Annotated in this window: 17 protein-coding genes and 5 pseudogenes; 15 read left to right on the forward strand and 7 right to left on the reverse strand. The window is 51.7% G+C overall.

Going from position 1 to position 19,666, the window contains the following annotated elements:
• The first annotated feature begins 193 nt into the window (after positions 1–193).
• The 8 genes and pseudogenes from L1889_RS01025 to L1889_RS01060 all read left to right on the forward strand — a co-directional run bounded on the left by L1889_RS01025 (position 194) and on the right by L1889_RS01060 (position 8,744).
• Complete coding sequence (locus L1889_RS01025) at positions 194–1,882, forward strand: AMP-binding protein (RefSeq protein WP_238663490.1); 1,689 nt, start codon at positions 194–196, stop codon at positions 1,880–1,882.
• Between the two features lie 69 nt (positions 1,883–1,951).
• Positions 1,952–2,757: pseudogene (locus L1889_RS01030) on the forward strand (ABC transporter ATP-binding protein).
• Positions 2,744–4,702, forward strand: a complete 1,959-nt coding sequence (locus tag L1889_RS01035; protein WP_238663491.1) for an AMP-dependent synthetase/ligase — start codon at positions 2,744–2,746, stop codon at positions 4,700–4,702. Before L1889_RS01030 ends, L1889_RS01035 begins: the two are co-directional and overlap by 14 nt.
• Positions 4,702–5,586, forward strand: a complete 885-nt coding sequence (locus L1889_RS01040) for a branched-chain amino acid ABC transporter permease (RefSeq protein ID WP_238663492.1) — start codon at positions 4,702–4,704, stop codon at positions 5,584–5,586. The genes L1889_RS01035 and L1889_RS01040 overlap by 1 nt, the downstream gene beginning before the upstream one ends.
• A gap of 5 nt (positions 5,587–5,591) precedes the next feature.
• Complete coding sequence (locus L1889_RS01045; RefSeq protein ID WP_238663493.1) at positions 5,592–6,665, forward strand: branched-chain amino acid ABC transporter permease; 1,074 nt, start codon at positions 5,592–5,594, stop codon at positions 6,663–6,665.
• Positions 6,666–6,711: 46 nt separating this feature from the next.
• Positions 6,712–7,440 carry an ABC transporter substrate-binding protein gene (locus tag L1889_RS18275; RefSeq protein WP_257793793.1) on the forward strand — a complete coding sequence of 243 codons (729 nt, stop codon included), beginning with the start codon at positions 6,712–6,714 and terminating at the stop codon, positions 7,438–7,440.
• A gap of 22 nt (positions 7,441–7,462) precedes the next feature.
• Positions 7,463–7,957 (forward strand): type 1 periplasmic-binding domain-containing protein, encoded by a 495-nt coding sequence (locus tag L1889_RS18280; protein ID WP_372870967.1) that lies wholly within the window; start codon positions 7,463–7,465, stop codon positions 7,955–7,957.
• A 2-nt stretch (positions 7,958–7,959) separates the two neighbouring features.
• Positions 7,960–8,744, forward strand: a pseudogene (locus L1889_RS01060) (ABC transporter ATP-binding protein).
• Positions 8,745–8,914: 170 nt separating this feature from the next.
• Here the strand turns inward: L1889_RS01060 and L1889_RS01065 are convergent.
• Positions 8,915–9,072, reverse strand: a pseudogene (locus tag L1889_RS01065) (DUF1328 domain-containing protein).
• A gap of 82 nt (positions 9,073–9,154) precedes the next feature.
• Positions 9,155–9,358, reverse strand: a complete 204-nt coding sequence (locus L1889_RS01070) for a CsbD family protein (RefSeq protein WP_238663495.1) — start codon at positions 9,356–9,358, stop codon at positions 9,155–9,157.
• A 334-nt stretch (positions 9,359–9,692) separates the two neighbouring features.
• Here L1889_RS01070 and rplU point away from each other — a divergent pair, with 334 nt between their 5' ends.
• The 5 genes and pseudogenes from rplU (at position 9,693) to L1889_RS01095 (ending at position 14,034) form a co-directional block, all read left to right on the forward strand.
• Positions 9,693–10,004 (forward strand): 50S ribosomal protein L21, encoded by a 312-nt coding sequence (gene rplU / locus L1889_RS01075; RefSeq protein ID WP_238663496.1) that lies wholly within the window; start codon positions 9,693–9,695, stop codon positions 10,002–10,004.
• A 60-nt stretch (positions 10,005–10,064) separates the two neighbouring features.
• Positions 10,065–10,325 carry a 50S ribosomal protein L27 gene (rpmA, locus tag L1889_RS01080; RefSeq protein WP_238663497.1) on the forward strand — a complete coding sequence of 87 codons (261 nt, stop codon included), beginning with the start codon at positions 10,065–10,067 and terminating at the stop codon, positions 10,323–10,325.
• 140 nt (positions 10,326–10,465) lie between these two features.
• A complete protein-coding gene (gene obgE, locus L1889_RS01085) occupies positions 10,466–11,578 on the forward strand; it encodes a GTPase ObgE (RefSeq protein WP_238663498.1) in 1,113 nt (370 codons plus the stop codon).
• A 1-nt stretch (position 11,579) separates the two neighbouring features.
• A pseudogene (gene proB, locus L1889_RS01090) lies at positions 11,580–12,723 on the forward strand (glutamate 5-kinase).
• A gap of 52 nt (positions 12,724–12,775) precedes the next feature.
• Positions 12,776–14,034, forward strand: a pseudogene (locus L1889_RS01095) (D-amino acid dehydrogenase).
• 154 nt (positions 14,035–14,188) lie between these two features.
• Here the strand turns inward: L1889_RS01095 and L1889_RS01100 are convergent.
• Positions 14,189–14,764 carry a hypothetical protein gene (locus L1889_RS01100; protein ID WP_238663499.1) on the reverse strand — a complete coding sequence of 192 codons (576 nt, stop codon included), beginning with the start codon at positions 14,762–14,764 and terminating at the stop codon, positions 14,189–14,191.
• A gap of 114 nt (positions 14,765–14,878) precedes the next feature.
• Between L1889_RS01100 and L1889_RS01105 the strand changes: the two genes are divergently transcribed.
• Entirely contained in the window at positions 14,879–15,268 is a 390-nt protein-coding gene (locus L1889_RS01105) for a helix-turn-helix domain-containing protein (RefSeq protein WP_238663500.1), read from the forward strand.
• A 157-nt stretch (positions 15,269–15,425) separates the two neighbouring features.
• Positions 15,426–15,689 (forward strand): hypothetical protein, encoded by a 264-nt coding sequence (locus L1889_RS01110; RefSeq protein ID WP_238663501.1) that lies wholly within the window; start codon positions 15,426–15,428, stop codon positions 15,687–15,689.
• A gap of 174 nt (positions 15,690–15,863) precedes the next feature.
• Here L1889_RS01110 and L1889_RS01115 read toward each other — a convergent pair whose 3' ends face one another.
• From L1889_RS01115 to L1889_RS01130, 4 genes are all read right to left on the reverse strand, one after another.
• Complete coding sequence (locus L1889_RS01115; RefSeq protein WP_372871012.1) at positions 15,864–16,511, reverse strand: YiaD family glycine zipper/OmpA-like lipoprotein; 648 nt, start codon at positions 16,509–16,511, stop codon at positions 15,864–15,866.
• Positions 16,512–16,698: 187 nt separating this feature from the next.
• The gene (locus tag L1889_RS01120; RefSeq protein ID WP_238663502.1) at positions 16,699–17,697 is read right to left on the reverse strand and encodes a Bug family tripartite tricarboxylate transporter substrate binding protein; all 999 of its coding nucleotides are present in this window, start codon (positions 17,695–17,697) and stop codon (positions 16,699–16,701) included.
• 90 nt (positions 17,698–17,787) lie between these two features.
• Positions 17,788–18,525, reverse strand: a complete 738-nt coding sequence (locus L1889_RS01125; protein ID WP_238663503.1) for an amino acid ABC transporter ATP-binding protein — start codon at positions 18,523–18,525, stop codon at positions 17,788–17,790.
• Positions 18,526–18,574: 49 nt separating this feature from the next.
• Complete coding sequence (locus L1889_RS01130) at positions 18,575–19,666, reverse strand: amino acid ABC transporter permease (protein ID WP_238663504.1); 1,092 nt, start codon at positions 19,664–19,666, stop codon at positions 18,575–18,577.

The following is a 19,666-nucleotide window of genomic DNA, read 5'->3' on the forward strand; positions in this document are numbered from 1 at the left end:
TAACAGCCCTCTAATACTCGCAATGCTAATTCTCTTACCCTAATATCTATACGGATAGCTAAAAAAGGCGCCTTACAGCGCCTTTAACAAAAATGGGGTTAGCGTATAAAAGCAAACACTTCACTGCTAAACCAGTTACCAGCACGCGTTTAGTATCGTAGAAATCTGTAGTAGAAGTAGCGGGAGTCGGCTCATGAGGCAACATCAAAGCTATGTTCAAGGCAGCACCGAAACGGCATTACTAGAAAACACCATCGGCAATTATTTCGATACGATTGTCGAAAGGCATCCCGATAACATCGCCGTCATTTGTCATGAAGAAAATGTGCGCTATACCTGGGCTGAACTGCAAAGCAGGGTAGACCACCTGGCTATAGGATTATTAAGCACCGGCCTGCAAAAAGGCGATCGACTGGCCCTGTGGGCGCCGAATCGCGCAGAATGGCTGGTGGTACAGCTGGCTAGTGCCAAAGCTGGCCTGATATTGGTGAACATCAATCCGGCGAGCCGTAGCAGCGAGCTTAAAGACCAGCTTAACGCGGTCTCAGCGACAGCACTGATTCTTCAGCATCGCTTTAAAAGCAGCCATTACGTCGATATGGTTGCACAGATTCTGCCAGAAATACTGGTACAAGATAGCGGCACACTACAAGGCGAACAAATTCCTTCATTACGGCACGTAATGGTACTTGGTCCTACAGCCCGGCACTCCGCTGATGCAACTGCCTACCCTCAAGCCGTTATCGAAATAAATTCGATCATCGATAAAGGAGCAAGTGCCGAACAGATGGTCCTGGGGGTTTTTGCTAACGATATCCAGGCTAGCGAGCCCTGCAATATTCAGTTCAGCAGTGCCGCAGGAACCGAAGCGGCGCCCGTTACCCTAAGCCATCATAATATTCTCAACAACGGCTTTTTCATTGGCGAAACGATCAAGCTCACCCGCAATGACAAGATCTGCCTGCCCGTGCCCCTATTCCATTGCTTTGGTATGGTAATGGGAAACCTCGCATGCATCAGCCATGGCAGCACAATGGTATACCCAGCTGCGTCGTTCGACCCCCTCGCCACCCTGGAAGTGATACAGAAAGAACACTGCACTGGCGTTTACGGCGTGCCAGCCATGTTTATTGGCATGCTGGAGCAACCCGGCTTTGCAGAGTTCAAACTTGACTCCTTGCGCACAGGGATTATGGCCGGTGCCCCTTGCCCCAGCCATGTCATGCAGCAAGTCATTGACAACATGCACATGCACGAAGTGGTCATCGCCTATGGCATGACCGAATCGTCGCCCGTCTCGTTTATGAGCGATCCCGCCACGCCAATCGAGCGCCGAGTCTCCACGGTAGGAACTGTCATGCCTCACGTCGAGGCCAAGGTGATAACTGGCAACGGCTTGACTGCACCATTGGGAGAGTCGGGTGAGCTTTGCGTGCGGGGCTACCATCTGATGCAAGGTTACTGGGAACGGCCGGAGCTCACTGCTGCTGTAATCGACGAGCAAGGTTGGCTGCACACGGGTGACCTCGCGGTATTCGACGAGCAGGGCTTTTGCCGCATTGTCGGAAATGCCAAAGACATGATTATCCGAGGTGGTGAAAATATTTACCTCGCCGAAGTCGCGACATACCTAAACCGCCACCCTGCCATCGACAAGCTGCACCTTATCGGCGTGCCAGACTCCCGTATGGGCGAAGAGCTTTGCGCCTGCGTACTGCTGCGCCCGGGCCACTCACTGACAGAAGCAGAGTTGCGTCATTTCTGCCAGGATCAAATCGCTCACTACAAAATCCCGCGCCATCTGCGTATTTATGACGTTTTTCCCGAGGGCGATACCACTCAGATCAGGCAACAGCTAGCTGACGACTTCGCTAAGCATTAAGACAACACTGTTTCTATTCTGAGGCCAGGCGTGCATGCGCGTCAGTGCCAACTAGCAAAGGAATGCGGTATGGGTCGTGCGCTAAAAAATGAGAGCCCTGAGCTGGTTCTAAGCTGCAACAACATCAGTCGCTGGTTTGGCGGCCTGCAAGCCGTTAAAAATGTAAATCTTGAAATCAGGAAAGGAGAAGTCCTGGGCCTGGTGGGACCAAACGGATCCGGAAAAACCACCATCGTAAATGCGATCACCGGTTTTTTCCTCCACAGAAAGGACAGATTCTTTATGAGGGAAAAGCCATTCACCGCCTGCGCCCCCACCAGGTAGCTCAACTGAACATAGCACGCACTTTCCAGAATGTCGCGCTCTTCAAAGGCATGACGGTACTGGAAAACATTTTGCTGGGCCGGCATAACTTCATGCGTCCCAGTATTTTGGGTGCCATGTTTTATTGGTGGTGGGCTCAAAATGAAGAAATACAGAACCGCAGCAGTGTTGAAAGCATTATTGATCTGCTGCAGTTAGAAGACGTTCGTGATGAACTGGTAGACGTGATCCCCCTGGGTATACAAAAGCGAGTAGAGCTGGCCCGCGCGCTATGCGCCGAACCCCGCTTCCTGATACTTGATGAGCCCATGGCTGGCATGAATCAGGAAGAAAAAGAGTATATGGTGCGTTTTATTCTGGATGCCAAGCAGTCATTGGGGCTGACGATATTGCTGATCGAACATCATATGGACGTAGTCACAGCGATTTGTGACCGCTTGGTGGTGTTGAATAACGGCGAGAAAATCAAAGAAGGCGAGCCTATGCTTACCATCAGCGACCCGGCCGTGGTGGCTGCCTACATCGGGAGGGTAGACCATGCTCCAGCCTGATGATGCCCGCCAAGCCCATTCGCCCCGCTGGAATCCGGACGATCATCTACTGACGATCCTGAATGACAACGCCACTCACCATGGCAGCGATATCGCCATGCGCGAAAGAGATCATGGGATATGGAGGGAGTTCACCTGGTCCCAATACCAGGAACATGTACTCGCCTTTGCAGCAAAACTTGAGGAAGACGGCCTTAGGCAAGGCGATATCGTTCTGGTGCTGGGCGATAACCGGCCTGCACTTTATTTCGGGATGCTGGCGGCCATTGCATTACGAGCCATCCCCTCACCCGCTTATCCGGATACCACCCCTGACGAACTCGCCGGCCAGATCGAACGGGAAAAAATTCGCTTTGCGATTGCTGAAGATCAGGAGCAGGTAGATAAACTTACGCATGTCGCTACGATAAACCCGGTACTGCGCATGACAAAAATAATTTATGACGATGTACGCGGGCTGCAGTATGCCTCTGATACCAACCTGGTTTCTTACGACGACGTCTTAAAAGCAGGACGCGAGCGACTAGAGCGCAACGCGTCCCTGGCCCAATCGCTAAGCACCCGCTCCCAGGCTGAAGATATTGCGGCTCTGCTGCATTCCTCCGGCACCACCGGCGCTCCCAAAGGCATACCGCTAAAGCATGGGCATATTCTGCACGGAGTCAGAAGTGCAGCACAGGCCGGGTATTTTCGTGAAGGTGAGATACACATGGCCTACCTGCCTATTGCGTGGGTAGGAGATTTCATTTTCTCTATTGGAGCTGCGCTGGCCTTGCGCTTCATTGTGAACGTACCCGAGCGCCAGGAGACCTCACAGCACGATTTGCGCGAAATAGCCCCTACCCTGTATTTTTGCTCGCCACGAGCCTGGTCGAATATGCTGACACGCATACAGGTAGGTATGGACGAGTCCACGCCCTTCAAGCGCCGCCTCTACAACCACTTCATGAGCTTCGCCATTGGTGTGGAGCGTAAGCGGCTGGAGGGCAAATCACCTGGTTTCTTACAAAAACTTTGGTTGAGGGCAGGCAATGTGCTTATCTATGGTCCCATTAAAGATCACCTAGGTTTATCCAGGGTCACACGTCCCTATACCGCGGGAGAAGCCATAGGCGAAGAGGTTTTCTTGTTCTTCAGGGCTCTGGGATTAAATCTGCGGCAGTTTTACGGTCAAACCGAAAACTGTGCTCTCGCAGCCGCCCAATCACCCGACGAAGTACAACTACACACCGTCGGACGACCTTTTCCGGGCGTCGAAATAAAAATTGATGACTCTGGCGAAATCCTTATGCGTGGTGACAACGTCTTTGATGGTTATTACGACCAGCCCGAAGACACCGCCAAAACCTTGAAAAATGGGTGGCTACATACCGGGGATGCCGGCTTTTTCGAAGAGGACGGGCAATTAGTGGTGCTGGGCCGCGTTTCAGAAGTGGTACATACTGCGCAGAAAGAGCGCTTTATTCCCACCTATATAGAGAACCGCCTGCAGTTTAGCCAGTACATTCGTGACGCTTGCGTTTTGGGCGAAGAACGCGATTATTTAAGCAGCATCATCTGCATTGATTTCCAGGCGGTTGGCCATTGGGCTGGCGAAAACAATGTGTCTTATTCATCGTACGCAGAATTATCGCAACACCCCGCCGTCTATGATCTGATCGAATCACTTATCCAGCGCAGCAATCAATTATTGCCGGATGCTTTACGTATTCATCGCTTCATTAATCTGCACAAGGAATTCGATGCAAACGATGGCGAAGTCACCCGCACCCGCAAACTGCGTCGTAGCGTTATCAACAAGAATTACAAGGTCATTATCGACGCCCTGTACAGCGGGGCAAACGAGATTGAGTTCGAGGCGCCCATCGTCTATGAAACCGGCGACACGGGGGTTCTGAAGCGTGAGCTGACTATTCGCGACATTGCACCGCTAGGGAGCCAATAATGGAATTCGCGTATTTTATCGAGCTGGTAGTAAACGGTGCCCTGACGGGCCTGATGTATAGCCTGGTAGCTCTGGGGGTTGTGCTGATCTATAAGTCTTCAGGAGTGCCTAACCTGGCCCAGGGCGCGATGGTCATGTCTGCAGCCTATCTGGTCTGGCTTCTGACCAGCTACGGCTTGCCTGTTTACGTAGCCATCGCAGGCGGACTGCTGCTGATGTTTGCCTTCGGTATGCTGGCAGAACGCTTTCTTTTACGAAAAATGGTGGGCCAGCCCATCATCATGATCGTGATGCTGACCTTGGGCCTGGAGATTTTTCTGCGCGGCTTCGGACCTGGTTTCCTGGGCGCTTCACCAAAGACGATTGATATCGGACTTTCGCTTAGCCCGATCATCGTAGGCGACGTTTTCATCAATAAAGTGTATTTGGCTGGCGGGGTGATCGCCCTGGCCTTAATTGCCGCTTCTTCTCTCTTCTTCAAAACCCGGCTGGGCACAAAGCTGCGTGCAGTATCCGACGATCATATCTCGAGCTGGTCGGTGGGTATCTCGGTAGAGCGGGCTATCGGCATTTCATGGGGGCTGGCCGGCCTGTCGGCTATAGCCGCCGGTGTAGTGTGGGGTTCGGTACAAGGGGTGGACTGGACGCTTTCAGCCTTACTATTCCCTGCCATCGCGGTGGTTATTCTAGGTGGCCTGGATAGCATTCTGGGCGTGCTGATCGGAGGCCTGATTGTAGGAATTCTAGGCAGCGTCATCCCTGGCTACATCGACGAATATGCTGGCGGGGGCACGCGTGACGTAGTCACCTCCTTAATCATTCTTTTTACGATTATGTTCCGTCCTTACGGAATCTTTGGTCGTGAAGATATCGAGAGGGTATAACGGCTATGTTTTATCGTCTTTCAGGCATCTACCACACACGCTATAAAACAGCGCGGGCGCTATTTCCCATTCCTGCTGACCGACGGCAGGTACTGTTTCTGCTTGTACTGGGCGTGGCAGCTCCTTTCCTGTTCAGCAACTTCGTTCTTAGCAGCTACTTGCTGCCGTGGATAATTCTCAGCGGCGCGGCATTGTCGCTGACCCTTTTAATGGGTGTCGCAGGCCAGCTGCACTTCGGCTTTGCCTCAGTGATGGCGATTGGCGCCTACACCAGTATTCACCTAAATCGGGCTGGCGTGCCTCTGGAATTCGCGTTGGTGGGCGCTGGCCTTGCTTCTGCTCTGATCGGCAGCGTTTTCGGTGCCGCTGCATTGCGCGTCAAGGGGCTGTATCTAGTCATGGCCACCCTGGCTATGCAATACCTTGTCGACTGGACCATCGTTAATATTCCTGCCATCAGCGGCGGCGCACAAGCAACGCTGCAAACCCCAAGAAGCACTTTCTTATGGTTTTCCTTACAGTCGGATATGGCACATTATTACCTCGCGCTGCTATGGACAGTCTTCGTCACCCTGCTGATCCTGAACATCAAGCGCAGCAGCATCGGCCGGGCCTTGGTTGCTGTACGTGACAAAGACTATGCGGCAGCCGTTATCGGCATTGACGTGGTTCGCTTTAAGCTTGTGGCTTTCTTTGCCAGCTCCTTTCTAGGCGGCGTAACCGGAGCCATATTGGCATTCTGCTATTACCAGGCGGTAACTCCGGAACAGTTCAACTTCAACGTGTCGGTGCAGCTGGTAGCCATGGTCCTGGTAGGCGGACTAGGCAGCGTTCTGGGCTCTTATCTGGGAGCTGGTTTCGTCTTGCTTACCCCAATTTTACTAACCAATATCGTGGTGTATTTAGCAGGGCTGGGCTGGCTCAATGTGTCAACAAACCTGGTTGCCCACATTCCTCTCATGATTTACGGCGCATTAATTATCGGTTTTTTACTGTTTGAGCCCTTAGGGCTAGCAAAAATTTACGACAACCTGCGTAAATACCTTTTGGTCTGGCCTTTCCGTCAAACCAAACTTTAAGCGGCACCCAAAATAATCATCCAGCTCTGCCTTGGAGGAAATAAACATGAGACACCCTGTTAAACGACTGCTTAGCTATGCGATTTTAGGCTCAGCCTTACTTAGCCTCGGCGCCCACGCCCAGAAAGCCCCCATCAAATTTGCTGCACCGCTCGACTTTACGGCCGTCTACACCTTTTTAACCAATGAATATAACGAAGGACAAAAAGACTACCTTACGCTGATCAACGAACAGGGAGGCATTGACGGGCATCTCATCGAATTGAGTGTCTCCGATACGGGGAACCAGCCACAACGGGGCATTGAAGCGTACAACCGTGCCAAGCGTGATGGGGCAATCCTGGTGGACTTCTTGAGCACCCCGGTAGCCAGGGCCATGGTGAACCGCGTACTTGAGGACGAAATCGTCATGATTACTGCGCTACATGGACGAGGAGATGCCAGCGACGGAAAGACTTTCCCCTATGTTTTTCCGTTGATGGCCACCTATTGGTCACAAGCCGCCATATTAGTGGACTACATGGACAAGGAGGAAGGCGGCCTGAAAGGTAAAAAAGTTGCACATGTCTACATTGACTCTCCTTTTGGACGCGAGCCCATCCCTGTTCTGGAAGCCTTAGCCAAGAAACTGGATTTCACCTTGCGTACTTTCCCTTACGCCAGTCCCGGAACGAGCAAAGCTCGACCTGGTCCGAAGTGCGGCGTTTTCGTCCAGACCAGGTCATTATCTGGGGGCAGGCGGCAGCCAGGCAGTCTCGGTTCGCGAAGCAATTAGAAACGGCATTAAGCCCGAGCAGGTGCACTCTGTCGTTTGGCTGGCCGAAGCCGATATGAGCACGGTTGGCGCAGAAACGGCAAAAGGCGTACGTAAATACGAAGCGGCGGCAAGTGGCACTGACACACCTATTATTCAAGAGATTCAAAGCAAGGTCATTGATGCTGGAAAAGGCGCAGGGCCTAAAGAAAACGTAGGACGAACCTACTACAACGTTGGGGTTGCCACCATGGCTATTTCTGTTGAAGCTGCGCGCCTTGCAATGAAAGAGTTTGGCCCTCCACTCACAGGCGACAAACTGCGCCAGGGGTTTGAGCTTGTTAAGAACTATGATGCCCAAGGCCTTATTCCTGCCCTTAGCTTCAGCGCCGAAGACCATCAGGGCGGAGGCTATGGCCGGGTCTCGCACTGGACAGGCGAAAAATGGGAGCCTCTAAGCGATTGGCACCACGCCTATCAAGATGTGGTGTGGGAGGAAATCAATAAAGACGCCGCTAAATTTAAAGAAGGCCAATAACCATGCTGAACTTGAGTAACGTCGAAGTGGTTTACGATCGCGTTTTTCTGGCGATACGAGGCGTTTCGCTCAAGCTCGATGAAGGCGGCATGATCGCGCTGCTCGGTTCTAATGGCGCAGGGAAAAGCACAACGCTAAAAGCCATTAGCGGCTTGCTTGCGCCAGAGCGAGGCTATGTGACCCGCGGCAGCATTGAGTTCATGGGTGAAGACGTCTTGCCTTACGGCGCGGCCAAGCGCGTTGGCATGGGCCTGGTTCATGTCATGGAGGGACGACGAATCTTCGGGCACCTCAGCCCGGACGATAACCTAGTCGCCGCATTCAAAAGCGGTGGCTCTACTGCCCGGCTAAACGAGCTGCGAGAAATGGTCTATGCCTATTTTCCGCGTCTCACAAAATTCGGAAATACCAAAGCCGGTTATTTATCGGGGGAGAACAGCAAATGCTGGCGATTGGCCGCGCATTGATGACCGAGCCCAGGCTGCTGATGCTTGATGAACCCAGCCTCGGCTTATCCCCCATACTCGTGCAAGAGATTTTTGCCATCATCCGGGACATCAACCGCGAAACCAACATGAGCGTACTCTTGGTCGAACAAAACGCAGCGGCGGCCCTGGAGGTGGTTGACCACGCTTATTTAATTGAAAATGGTCACGTAGTCATGAGCGGTGCAGCGGCTACGCTGAAATCCAATCCGGATGTGCAGGATTTCTACCTGGGCGGTAGTGAACGCGTGAACTATCACGAGGTAAAACACTATCGCAGACGCAAGCGCTGGCTTGCCTGAAAGGCTATCCTTTGGCTGAACACCCGATAGCAGCTTGTCATTCTTAATGGCAAAAACCCTCTGCCGGAAAGCAGAGGGTTTTTGTTGAGACCGAATCTATCCAGGTTTAAGACGGTAGTGTCTACGCGCTTACCATCCAGGCATCACGCCAGTATCAACCATTCGCGCCGCTACTTTATGAGGCCTCGCAGCAGGCTAAGTACAGCCAGAACGAGAAAGACAAAAAATAGAATCTTTGCAATTGACGCAGCACCGGCGGCTAAGCCACCAAAACCAAGTACAGCGGCAATAATCGCGACGATGAAAAAACCAGAGCATAATGCAGCATGTTTGACCTCCCTGTTTTTAGCTTCATGCATTCAAGACAATACTACGCGTTACAACTGATGCGTGAGTAATGTCAACAACCCTTACTCACGGTACTGGTCATAAAAATCGTTGACCTCTTTTTCGGCTTGCTCGCGAGTGCGCCCATAGCGCTCTTGTACTAAACCGGCCAGACGCTGCGCATCGCCCTTGACCATGTCAACCTCATCGTCAGTCAAGTCGCCCCACTTCTCGCGCACCTTGCCTTTCAGTTGTTTCCATTGTCCTTCAATAATATCTTTGTTCATGATCTAGCTCCAAAAAAGAAGAATCAGTCACCAAAATTCAGGAACAGTTGGTATTTACTAATTTAGCTGCTTTCGCACATATACAACGCTTAAGTTTGGGAGCAAATGTAACAATCCATAGCTGAGGTGGCTGGCGATCGCCGCCTTTGATCAGTCCAGACACCGGAAACGCACCGTCGTTTCACGTCACCTTGGTTACACTCAGTATGAGCGAGTTATAATCCCTAGCTCCAATGCATTGTTTTTATTGCCTCTTTACGTACTTTTTCATACAATGACTGGCTTAGCTGACTTCGGTTGGCTATATTTCATATAGTTTTTTAGGAATTTCCCTATGTACGCGGTTATAAAAACCGGTGGCAAACAGTATCGTGTTAGCGCCGGCCAGAAATTAAAAATAGAACAGATACCGGCTGACATTGGACAAGAAATCTCGCTCGACCAGGTTTTATCCGTGGGCGAAGGCGAATCCCTTAAAGTGGGTACGCCTCTCGTTGATGGTGCCGTGGTTACAGCTACTGTTCTTGCACAAGGCCGCCACCCAAAAATCAAGATCTTCAAAATGCGCCGTCGCAAGGGCTACCGCAAAACCCAAGGTCATCGTCAAAACTACACCGAAGTTCTTATCGAGGCTGTTAACGCGTAATTTGCGTTTATCAAGCTACAACCTCTATAACTTTGGGTAATTCCATATCAGGAGTTCAACATGGCACAGAAGAAAGGCGGCGGCTCTACGCGAAACGGACGCGACTCACAGGCTAAACGCCTTGGCGTCAAAATCTATGGTGGTCAATCCATCAATGCAGGTTCCATCATCGTTCGCCAGCGTGGTACAGAGTTCCACCCCGGCACAAACGTTGGTATGGGCAAGGATCATACGCTGTACTCACTGGTCAATGGCCATGTTAAGTTCAGTATCCAAGGCGCATTGAACAAGCGCACCGTTTCGGTGATCGCTGCTGAGTAAAACTCAGTTCAACTTGTCTTGAGAAGCCCTGCCCTTAATTAGGCAGGGCTTTTTGTTTTAAACTAGTCTCGCTATGCAATGTCGGTCACTACGCTAAGCAATAAAATTAACCGACCGTAAATCTACAACCGGACAATCATATGAAATTCGTAGACGAAGCAACCATCGACGTAATCGGTGGTAAAGGCGGCAATGGCGCAGCAAGCTTTCGCCGCGAAAAGTTCGTTCCCAGGGGCGGCCCCGATGGCGGTGATGGCGGACGTGGCGGCAGTGTATTTGCAATAGCTGACAGTAATGTCAACACACTGGTCGACTACCGCTTCTCGCGCATGCACCGCGCCCGCAACGGCGAAAACGGCCGTGGCTCTGACCAATACGGTGCTTTTGGCGAGGACATTGTGCTTCGCATGCCCGTGGGCACGACCATTAGCGATGCTGAAACCGGCGAACTGCTATTCGACCTCGATCACCACAACCAGCAAATCACCCTGGCTGAGGGTGGCCCGGGTGGCTTGGGCAACCTGCACTTTAAAAGCAGCATTAACCGCGCCCCTCGTCAGTTTACCGAAGGCAAGGCAGGCGAGCAGCGGCGGCTTAAACTCGAACTAAAAGTGCTCGCTGATGTTGGCCTGCTAGGTTTGCCCAACGCGGGTAAATCCACCTTTATCAGCAAGGTGTCCAATGCAAGGCCACGTATTGCCGATTATCCCTTTACCACATTGCACCCAAACCTGGGTGTGGTTCGCACCTCACCGGCACACAGTTTCGTCGTTGCCGACTTACCCGGCTTAATCTCGGGAGCCTCGGAAGGCGCGGGCTTGGGGCATTTGTTTTTGCGTCATCTCTCTCGTACACGTCTGCTTTTGCACATCGTCGATGTCAGTACACTCGACCCCGAGATTGATCACGTCGAAGCCGCTATAGAAGAGATCCACACCATTACCGAAGAGTTACGCTTATACAGCCCCGATCTCAATGAAAAACCGCGCTGGCTGGTGCTTAACAAACTGGATATGGTCGATGGCTCTGAGGCGTTGCGTGACGCAATCATAAAGCGCCTAAACTGGACAGGCCCTGTTTTTGCCATTTCCGCCCTGACGGGAGCCGGCACCAAAGAGCTCACGCTAAAAATTCAAAGCTGGCTCGATGAAGAACGTCGCATCGAACTTGAAGAGCAGGAAAAGGCAGCGGGAACCTATATAGAAAATGACCCTCGCTTTGATGAAGGACGTCAAAACATCGACGAAGACTAAAATGTCCGCATTTCCTGAAACTCAATCTGTAGTCTCGACCGCTCAGCGCATTGTGGTGAAGGTGGGGTCCTCACTGGTCACCAACGAAGGCCGGGGCATAGACGCCCAGGCCGTAGCCGAGTGGTCGCAGCAAATCGCCGATCTGCATAAACAGGGCAAACAGATAGTGCTGGTTTCCAGTGGCGCTATTGCCGAAGGTATTGCCCGCTTGGGATGGCCGCGCAGACCCAATGCCATGCACGAACTGCAGGCTGCTGCTGCAGTAGGACAAATGGGCCTGATACAGGCCTATGAGGTCGCCTTTGCGCGCCATGGCATACGTACTGCACAAATTTTATTGACTCACGAAGACCTGGCTAACAGGCACCGCTACCTGAATGCCCGCAGCACAATTTACACTCTGCTGGGTTTGGGCGTAGTGCCCATCGTCAATGAAAACGACACCGTGGTCACCGATGAAATCCGTCTGGGCGATAACGACACCCTGGGCGCTTTAGTCACTAACCTGATTGAAGCAGAGTCCTTGATTATTCTGACTGATCAAAAAGGTCTGTACAGCGCTGACCCGCGCTCCAACTCCGATGCCGAATTCATTTCAGTGGCACAGGCTGGTGATCCTACTCTTGAAGACATGGCGGGGGGCTGGCTCCACGGTAGGCACGGGGGGCATGATCACGAAAATTCTTGCTGCCAAACGGGCTGCCAATAGCGGTGGGCACACGGTAATTGCGTCGGGCCGTGAGCCTCAGGTGTTGGTACGCCTTGCACAGGGCGAACGTATCGGTACCGAATTACGTGCAGTAATTCCCGTACAGTCGGCCCGTCAGCGCTGGCTGGCCAGTCATCTGCGGGTACGCGGACGCGTTACGCTTGACGATGGTGCTGTCAAGGCGCTGACCGCAGGTCATAAAAGTTTGCTGGCCATCGGCGTGACCCGGGTTGAAGGACACTTTGGCCGCGGCGACGTAGTGGCCTGCGTAGACGCTCATGGGGTTGAATACGGGCGTGGGTTGATTAACTATTCCAGCACCGATACTCAACGCATTATGGGCCTGCCCAGCCAGAAAATTGAAGAGGTGTTGGGTAGCATGTCAGACTCTGAGCTCATGCACCGTGACAATATGGTGTTTAGTCGTACAGACTAAGCCTTGTGCCCCTCCTTCCACGGCCTGAAGCCGATTTTTTTCGGAGCATTCAATGAAAGTTCTTATTCTCGGCGCCGGCGTTGAAGGCGTTACCAGCGCCTATTATCTGGCTAAGCAAGGGCATAGCGTCACTGTTGTTGATCGTCTCGGCGGACCCGCTCTGGAAACAAGCTACGGCAATGCAGGGCAGGTATCGTTTGGCTACGCCTCCCCTTGGGCTGCTCCAGGCATACCTTTAAAAGCCATGAAATGGATGTTGTCCAAACACCCTCCATTTAGCTTCAGGCCTGATGGCACCCTCTTTCAGCTACGCTGGATGTTGCAAATGTGGGCTAACTGCACAGACCACAACTACAAGGTCAACAAAGAGCGAATGGTTCGACTCGCTGATTACAGCCGCCTATGTTTACAGAAGCTACGCGATGAAACGGGTATTCAGTACGAGGCCCGCCAAAAAGGTACTCTCCAAGTGTTTCGCAAGCCTGAGCAAGTCGATGCCGCTTCGGCCGATATGCAGGTGCTTGAAGAAATGGGTGTTAACTATGCGCTACTGACTGCAGCCCAGCTACATACTGTCGAGCCCGCTCTTGCCCACGTAGAAAATCAGTTAGCAGGCGGTCTGCACCTGCCCGACGATGAAACGGGCGACTGCCAGCTCTTTACGACACGCCTGGCTGAAAAAGCGCAAGCTCTGGGGGTAGAGTTTAAATTCAGTGAATCCATACAAAAAATACACGTGACCGCTAACGAGGTTACTGGCATACAGAGCAATAATCAGCTGCTAACGGCCGATGCCTATTTGGTTTGCCTGGGCTCGTGGTCAACCCAGTTTCTTAAAAATATTGCACCCATTCCGGTTTACCCCCTTAAAGGCTATTCAATTACTGTGAATATCGCCGACGAGACACGAGCTCCGCAATCTACGCTGCTGGACGAAAGCTATAAAATTGCATTGACCCGCTTTGAACAACGGATTCGAGTGGGGGGATGGCCGAAGTAGCGGGTTTTGATAAGACCCTGAATCCAAAGCGTAAAGCCACCCTGCTGATGGTGCTGGATAACCTGTTTCCTGGTAGCTACGTGAAGCAGCCTGATGTTTCGTTTTGGACTGGCCTTCGGCCTAAAACACCTGACAGCACCCCTATTGTTGGTAAAACCTCGTGCTCAAACCTGTACCTGAATACAGGTCATGGTACCTTGGGATGGACAATGTCTTGCGGTAGTGCACAACTAATTTCCGACATTATCAGCGGAAACACACCCGAAATACGTGCAGACGATTTGTCGGTAGCGCGATATCAAAAGCCTTAGCGACGCTGCAGCGGGGCTGCAAACATGTATCCCCAGTTATGCACCGACTTTAAGGGTAGGTGCAGGCCTGCGGCCTCGAACTTGCGCCGAAGACGGCTCACAATAACCCCTAGCCTGTTGATTTTAATGCTTTGCTCACGCTCACCTTCGAGGCTCAGGAAAAGTAATAAATCGAGGTGTGACACCTTATAGTCGGGAGCGTCCGCCAGCGCCTGGAAAAAGCCCGCTCTATGGTGGTCAGGCTAACCCGAGCGCCATCTGGACTTAATACTGACCAGGCCTCATCAAGCAACGTCCACTTATTAGCTTCGGGCTTTAACCCTGCCCCCTCGCGTATACGACGCAAAACACTGCCTACGCTTGCGAGAAACAGCGAGCTGCTGGCGTCAGGATCCACATGATTATCAGCGCCACACAGCAATGCTTGCGTGACTGCAGCTTCGTCGTGGGACGACATCAACGGTAAAATGCCGAATTGCCCACTGGTTGTACGTAAACGTACGGTGGCTACGATAATGTCTGCCGGCTCTCCTGACAAAATAAACATACTGTGCTGGGGCGCGTTCGCAATGCTTGTCGCTTGCTGGCAGAGCTTATCGAGATCGCCTTCATGAGACAACTCGTAACCATGATCACGCAATGCGTACGAAAATTGTGTGACTTTCGGACTTTGTTCTAGTAACGACTGGGCCACATACCAATAAATAACGGCAGCGTAATCTGTAGACATGACTTATTCCTTAATGAACCAGGCTCAAACTATAACAAGTTGCTACATCTTATATCACAAATAGAGTAAGCAGCTAGCACCAACGTAATATCAATACGTCGTTCAATAGTGTTTGTGAACACTTTTGGCAAAAACCTTCGTCAAGCGCGTCTGGCCCTGGGACTATCGCAGCAGCAGCTAGCCGATATGACTCAGCTCTCCCAAGCAGCTATCTCCAGCTACGAGCGCGGAGAAAGACATGCTGCCCGCGATATATTGCGCCTCGCCGAGGCTCTGAAGGTGTCTCCTCAATGGCTGGCCGGACGATCGGGCAATACGAAGAAAAGCAACGCAGTGAAGACCATAGCAGAGCCTTTGCCACTGGATGGATGCTCGGTTCCTTTCGAATTCGACTGGCCTTTTACTAGCGTAAGCCCTTTGTCCTACTATCAATTAAGCGAAGCCGAACGTAAAATAGTCGAAGACTTAGTGCAGTCGTTAGTGGAGCTCCACCCGCGCGGCTAATTCGTCATAGACTTCCTGGCCGCAAGCTCGCAAAGTGGCTCTCCAGCTCAGGGTTTGCCTGTACCTGCTTGAACCTTACGACTCTTAACGACTCCAACCTCACTTAGGCATCAACAATTTTTTGCTGATGTCTGGCAGTTGTTACCAGGAGGCTATTATGTTGAAACGCATACTTAATGTGTCTTTGTACGGAGTCGGCGTCGCCATGCTGCTGGTGGTTCTGGCATGGGCTGCCAACAAAAGTTTTGATTTAGGCTGGTTTACAAGTCTAAGCGCATCTAAGTTATTCTTCAGTTTAGCCATGACATTGGCCATGCTGTTCCTGGCTCAGATTCTGGCTCCCTTATTATCGCTAACCCGTATGCCAGCCGACTCTCCAAAACTGGCAGCAGCCAATTGCCAATCCGCTGATTCCAATTAGTTTATCCCGCCAGGATATTGCCCTCCTGCAGCTGGAATCACCATCTCATAATGGACAAGGTCTGCATCGCAATCAAAAAGACCTGCCCTCAAACGAAAAAACCTCGCCTAATCACTTAGGCGAGGTCAAGACTACCTTGGGTTATCTACCCAATATTCACACGGAGCGTGAAATTCAATTCTGTACTGCGTAAAGATATAATTCGACGCGGCGGTTCATGGCACGACCTTCAGCAGTACCGTTATCGGCAACAGGCTGATTGGGACCACGACCTTCAGACATCAACATCGCATCGGCAACACCTTGTTGACGCAGATAATTGGTAACAGCAGTAGCACGATTGACCGACAACGTCTGGTTCAGCTGCAAAGTGCCCGTGCTATCGGTATGGCCAATCGCTTTGGCCCGAAGCTCTGGATGCTGAATTAAAGCGCGGGCAACGCTGTCAAGAACAGGAAGCAACTCGGACTTCAGGGCATACTTACCAGTATCAAAGGAGACATGGCTTGGAATATTGACGCGCAGTGTGCCATCCGGCATTTCAGTGACATCTACGCCTAAGCTGCTGGCGCCAGACTCCTGAACATCATTTTTAATGCCAGACCAGTTGTAGCCAGCAATACCGCCTGCTACAGCACCGACGCCTGCGCCAATTGCCGCAGCTTTACTGCTATCTCCCAGCAGTACCCCAAGCCCTGCCCCTAATGCTGCGCCAGCGCCTGCACCAGTGGCTGTACGGCCGCCTGTACCCATGTCAGCGCATCCTGCCATTATGGCTGCTACACCCACGCACGCAGCAATGCGACTTATTTTTAGCGACATATTCATATTCTTCTCCTTGTCCTATCGACACCCCAACCGATCGTTGAGTGAAGCTATGCTAGCAAGGGTTCGAGGCTCCGAGTGTTACAGATTGGTTCTGATCGCTATTATTTGACTAATCTTTACACAATACACTGCAGCATGGGCACGAAACAGAGAGCCTTCATGCCCATGCAAACATCATTATCTAGAACAATTGTGCGCCTGATGCCTCGACAATTTCCTTGTATTTAGCAAGGTCGGACTCAACCATAGCCTTGAACTCTTCCACACTAGTGGGCTTGGAGTCAGACCCCATGAGTTCAAGCGATTTACGAATCTCCGGATCATTCAGCGCCTTGACGTAAGCCGCATTCAATGTTTCTACGATTGATTCGGGTGTGCCACCGGTTGCAAACACCCCAAACCAGGTACCCAGGTCGAAATTCTCGACCCCGGCCTCTTGCATTGTGGGTGTGTCTTTTAGAAAAGAGGAGCGCTCCGCAGTTGTTACTGCAAGCGGTACCACCCGATTCGACTGTATCAGGGGCAACGCTGATGCCAGGTTGTCGAACATAAAGTGAACCTCCCCGCCAAGTAGTGAGGTTTTCGCGGGTGCTGCGCCGCCGTAGGGAACATGAACTGTCTCGATCTCGACCCTGGAATTCAGCAGTTCACCTGCCAGATGGCCTGCGCTGCCGTTTCCGCCCGAAGCAAAGTTAAGTGTATTGGGATTGGCCTTGGCATATGAAACCAAATCGCTGACCGTAGCAATTTCATTTTTCTCGGCAAAGTCGGCATTGACGATCAACACATTTGGCACCGACGCCACGAGTGTCACCGGCTCGAAACTTTCTATGGGATCAAAGGGCAGCGAAGAATATAACCACGGATTGATCGCATTGATGGCGACGGCTCCCATTACCAATGTGTAGCCATCAGGCTTTGCCTTGGCAGCCAGGCCAGCGCCAATATTGCCACCTGCACCAGGTTTGTTCTCGACCACGATCGTACCTAAGTCGTCTTTGGCTTTTTCGGCCAGCAAGCGAGCCATGGTGTCGAGCGGACCGCCCGGTGGGTATGGCACGATAAACTGAATGGTTTTATTGGGATACTGACTGTCTGCTGCCAGAGCAGCGCCCGACGCTATCGCAGCCACACCTAAGGCGCAGCTACCCAACAAACGACCTAAAAACGATAACTTCATACTAATACCTTTATTCAAACCACATGATGACAAGCAAAATAGCTGATATTTTGGCATAAGCTGGCGCGGCACGTAGCTATAGCCTGTTAATTAATGAAGAATTTGACTTAAAAACTCACGCGTACGCGGGCTGACAGGATTATCAAAAAACTCTTCTGGCGTGTTTTCTTCGATAATTTCCCCCTTGTCCATGAATATCACCCTATTGGCTGCTTTACGCGCAAAACCCATTTCATGCGTAACACAAAGCATGGTCATGCCAGTTTCAGCCAGTCCCATCATGACATCCAGCACCTCTTTTACCATTTCCGGATCAAGTGCCGAGGTCGGCTCGTCAAACAGCATGATCTTGGGCTTCATACAAAGTGAGCGTGCAATGGCGACCCGTTGCTGCTGTCCGCCAGAAAGCTGGCCTGGATACTTTCCGGCCTGCTCCGGAATACGTACGCGCTCAAGGTACTCCATCGCCGTGGCTTCTGCCTGGGCTTTAGGATGCTTCAATACCCACATCGGCCCCAGTGTGAGGTTTTCGAGCACAGTCAGGTGGGGGAACAGATTAAAGTGCTGAAACACCATCCCTACCTCACGTCGAATTGCTTCGATATGCTTTAAGTTATTGGTGATCTCTACCCCATCCACAACGATCTGCCCGGACTGGTGCTCTTCCAGCCGATTAATGCAGCGTATCAGGGTAGATTTGCCCGAACCCGATGGACCACAAATAACAATACGTTCGCCCTTGGCTACATTCAAATTGATATTGTGCAGCACATGAAATTGGTCATACCATTTATTGACGTCTTCCAGGCGAATAATTGCCTCTGACATAATTCCACTCCTTTGGCACGAGTAGTTAGCGTGCGGGATACTTGGCGACTTAGGTTCGATAATCGCGATTCAAGCTTTTTTCTAATGACTGGCTATACCTTGAGATGCTGTAGCAAAACACAAAATAGATAGCCGCAATAAACAGGTAGGCCTCTGTACTAAAGCCTCGCCAAGCAGCGTCGGCCAATGCCGCCTTGGCTGCCTGGGTCAGATCGAAGATGCCAATAATAACCACCAGAGATGTGTCTTTGAACAAAGAAATAAAAATGCTCACCAATGGAGGTATGACAACCTTTAGTGCCTGCGGCAGCACGATCTTGCGCATCGTCTGCCAATAGCTTAAGCCTATAGATTCGGCTCCTTCGTACTGCCCTTTGGGGATAGCCTGGAGGCCGCCCCGTACCGTTTCAGCAATGTACGCGGCGGCGAACATAATAATAGCGATCTGGGCCCTCAATAGCTTGTCGATGCTGAAGCCTTCAGGCATAAATAACGGCAGCATCACCGACGACATAAACAACAGGCTAATAAGGGGAACCCCTCGTATAAGCTCGATGTACACCACGCAAATGGCCTTTACCGCAGGCAGCTCAGAGCGACGCCCCAGCGCCAGAAGCACCCCAAAGGGGAAAGCAAAGGCCAGGCCAAAGGTGGACAGCATGAGCGTTAAAGGCAAACCGCCCCAGCGGCTGTTTTCAACAAGGCTCAGGCCGAATACCCCGCCCCGCATCAAGATCCAGAAGGCGACCAGGCCTACTGTCCACACCAGCGCCAGCGAAGGCTTCCAGAACCGTCTCAGACAGCTCATGTAGATAAGAGCAATTAAGATAAGCGATGCTACCAGAGGCCGCCATTGTTCGTCGTATGGATAAATGCCAAACAGAATCAGGCGGTGCTTTTCTACAATAAATGCCCAGCAGGCTCCGCCGGTTTCCCTACATTCCTGTGCGCTGTCTGCCGTGAAGTTTGCCTTTATCAAGCCCCATTCAATGAGAGCGGGAATGGCCATTAATAACAGCCATATAACCAAAATCGTTAAAACAGTATTAGCTGGAGTGGCGAATAGATTTTGACGCAGCCATCCAGGCACTCCGACATGGGTACGGGGTGGAGCCATGGCAAGTTGTGGATTGTCATTCAT

Source organism: Paenalcaligenes niemegkensis, assembly GCF_022230885.1.
GTDB classification, from domain to species: Bacteria; Pseudomonadota; Gammaproteobacteria; order Burkholderiales; family Burkholderiaceae_B; genus Paenalcaligenes; species Paenalcaligenes niemegkensis.

What these genes read in the sequence shown, in the direction of transcription:
- L1889_RS01035 (WP_238663491.1), top strand. Translation starts at nt 2,744, where the DNA reads ATGCTCCAGCCTGATGATGCCCGCCAAGCCCATTCGCCCCGCTGGAAT.
- L1889_RS01120 (WP_238663502.1), bottom strand. Translation starts at nt 17,697, where the DNA reads ATGAAGTTATCGTTTTTAGGTCGTTTGTTGGGTAGCTGCGCCTTAGGT.
- L1889_RS01070 (WP_238663495.1), bottom strand. Translation starts at nt 9,358, where the DNA reads ATGAACAAAGATATTATTGAAGGACAATGGAAACAACTGAAAGGCAAG.
- obgE (WP_238663498.1), top strand. Translation starts at nt 10,466, where the DNA reads ATGAAATTCGTAGACGAAGCAACCATCGACGTAATCGGTGGTAAAGGC.
- L1889_RS01130 (WP_238663504.1), bottom strand. Translation starts at nt 19,666, where the DNA reads ATGAATGACAATCCACAACTTGCCATGGCTCCACCCCGTACCCATGTC.
- rpmA (WP_238663497.1), top strand. Translation starts at nt 10,065, where the DNA reads ATGGCACAGAAGAAAGGCGGCGGCTCTACGCGAAACGGACGCGACTCA.
- L1889_RS01100 (WP_238663499.1), bottom strand. Translation starts at nt 14,764, where the DNA reads ATGTCTACAGATTACGCTGCCGTTATTTATTGGTATGTGGCCCAGTCG.
- L1889_RS01115 (WP_372871012.1), bottom strand. Translation starts at nt 16,511, where the DNA reads ATGTCGCTAAAAATAAGTCGCATTGCTGCGTGCGTGGGTGTAGCAGCC.
- L1889_RS18275 (WP_257793793.1), top strand. Translation starts at nt 6,712, where the DNA reads ATGAGACACCCTGTTAAACGACTGCTTAGCTATGCGATTTTAGGCTCA.
- L1889_RS01125 (WP_238663503.1), bottom strand. Translation starts at nt 18,525, where the DNA reads ATGTCAGAGGCAATTATTCGCCTGGAAGACGTCAATAAATGGTATGAC.
- L1889_RS01110 (WP_238663501.1), top strand. Translation starts at nt 15,426, where the DNA reads ATGTTGAAACGCATACTTAATGTGTCTTTGTACGGAGTCGGCGTCGCC.
- L1889_RS01040 (WP_238663492.1), top strand. Translation starts at nt 4,702, where the DNA reads ATGGAATTCGCGTATTTTATCGAGCTGGTAGTAAACGGTGCCCTGACG.
- L1889_RS01045 (WP_238663493.1), top strand. Translation starts at nt 5,592, where the DNA reads ATGTTTTATCGTCTTTCAGGCATCTACCACACACGCTATAAAACAGCG.
- rplU (WP_238663496.1), top strand. Translation starts at nt 9,693, where the DNA reads ATGTACGCGGTTATAAAAACCGGTGGCAAACAGTATCGTGTTAGCGCC.
- L1889_RS01025 (WP_238663490.1), top strand. Translation starts at nt 194, where the DNA reads ATGAGGCAACATCAAAGCTATGTTCAAGGCAGCACCGAAACGGCATTA.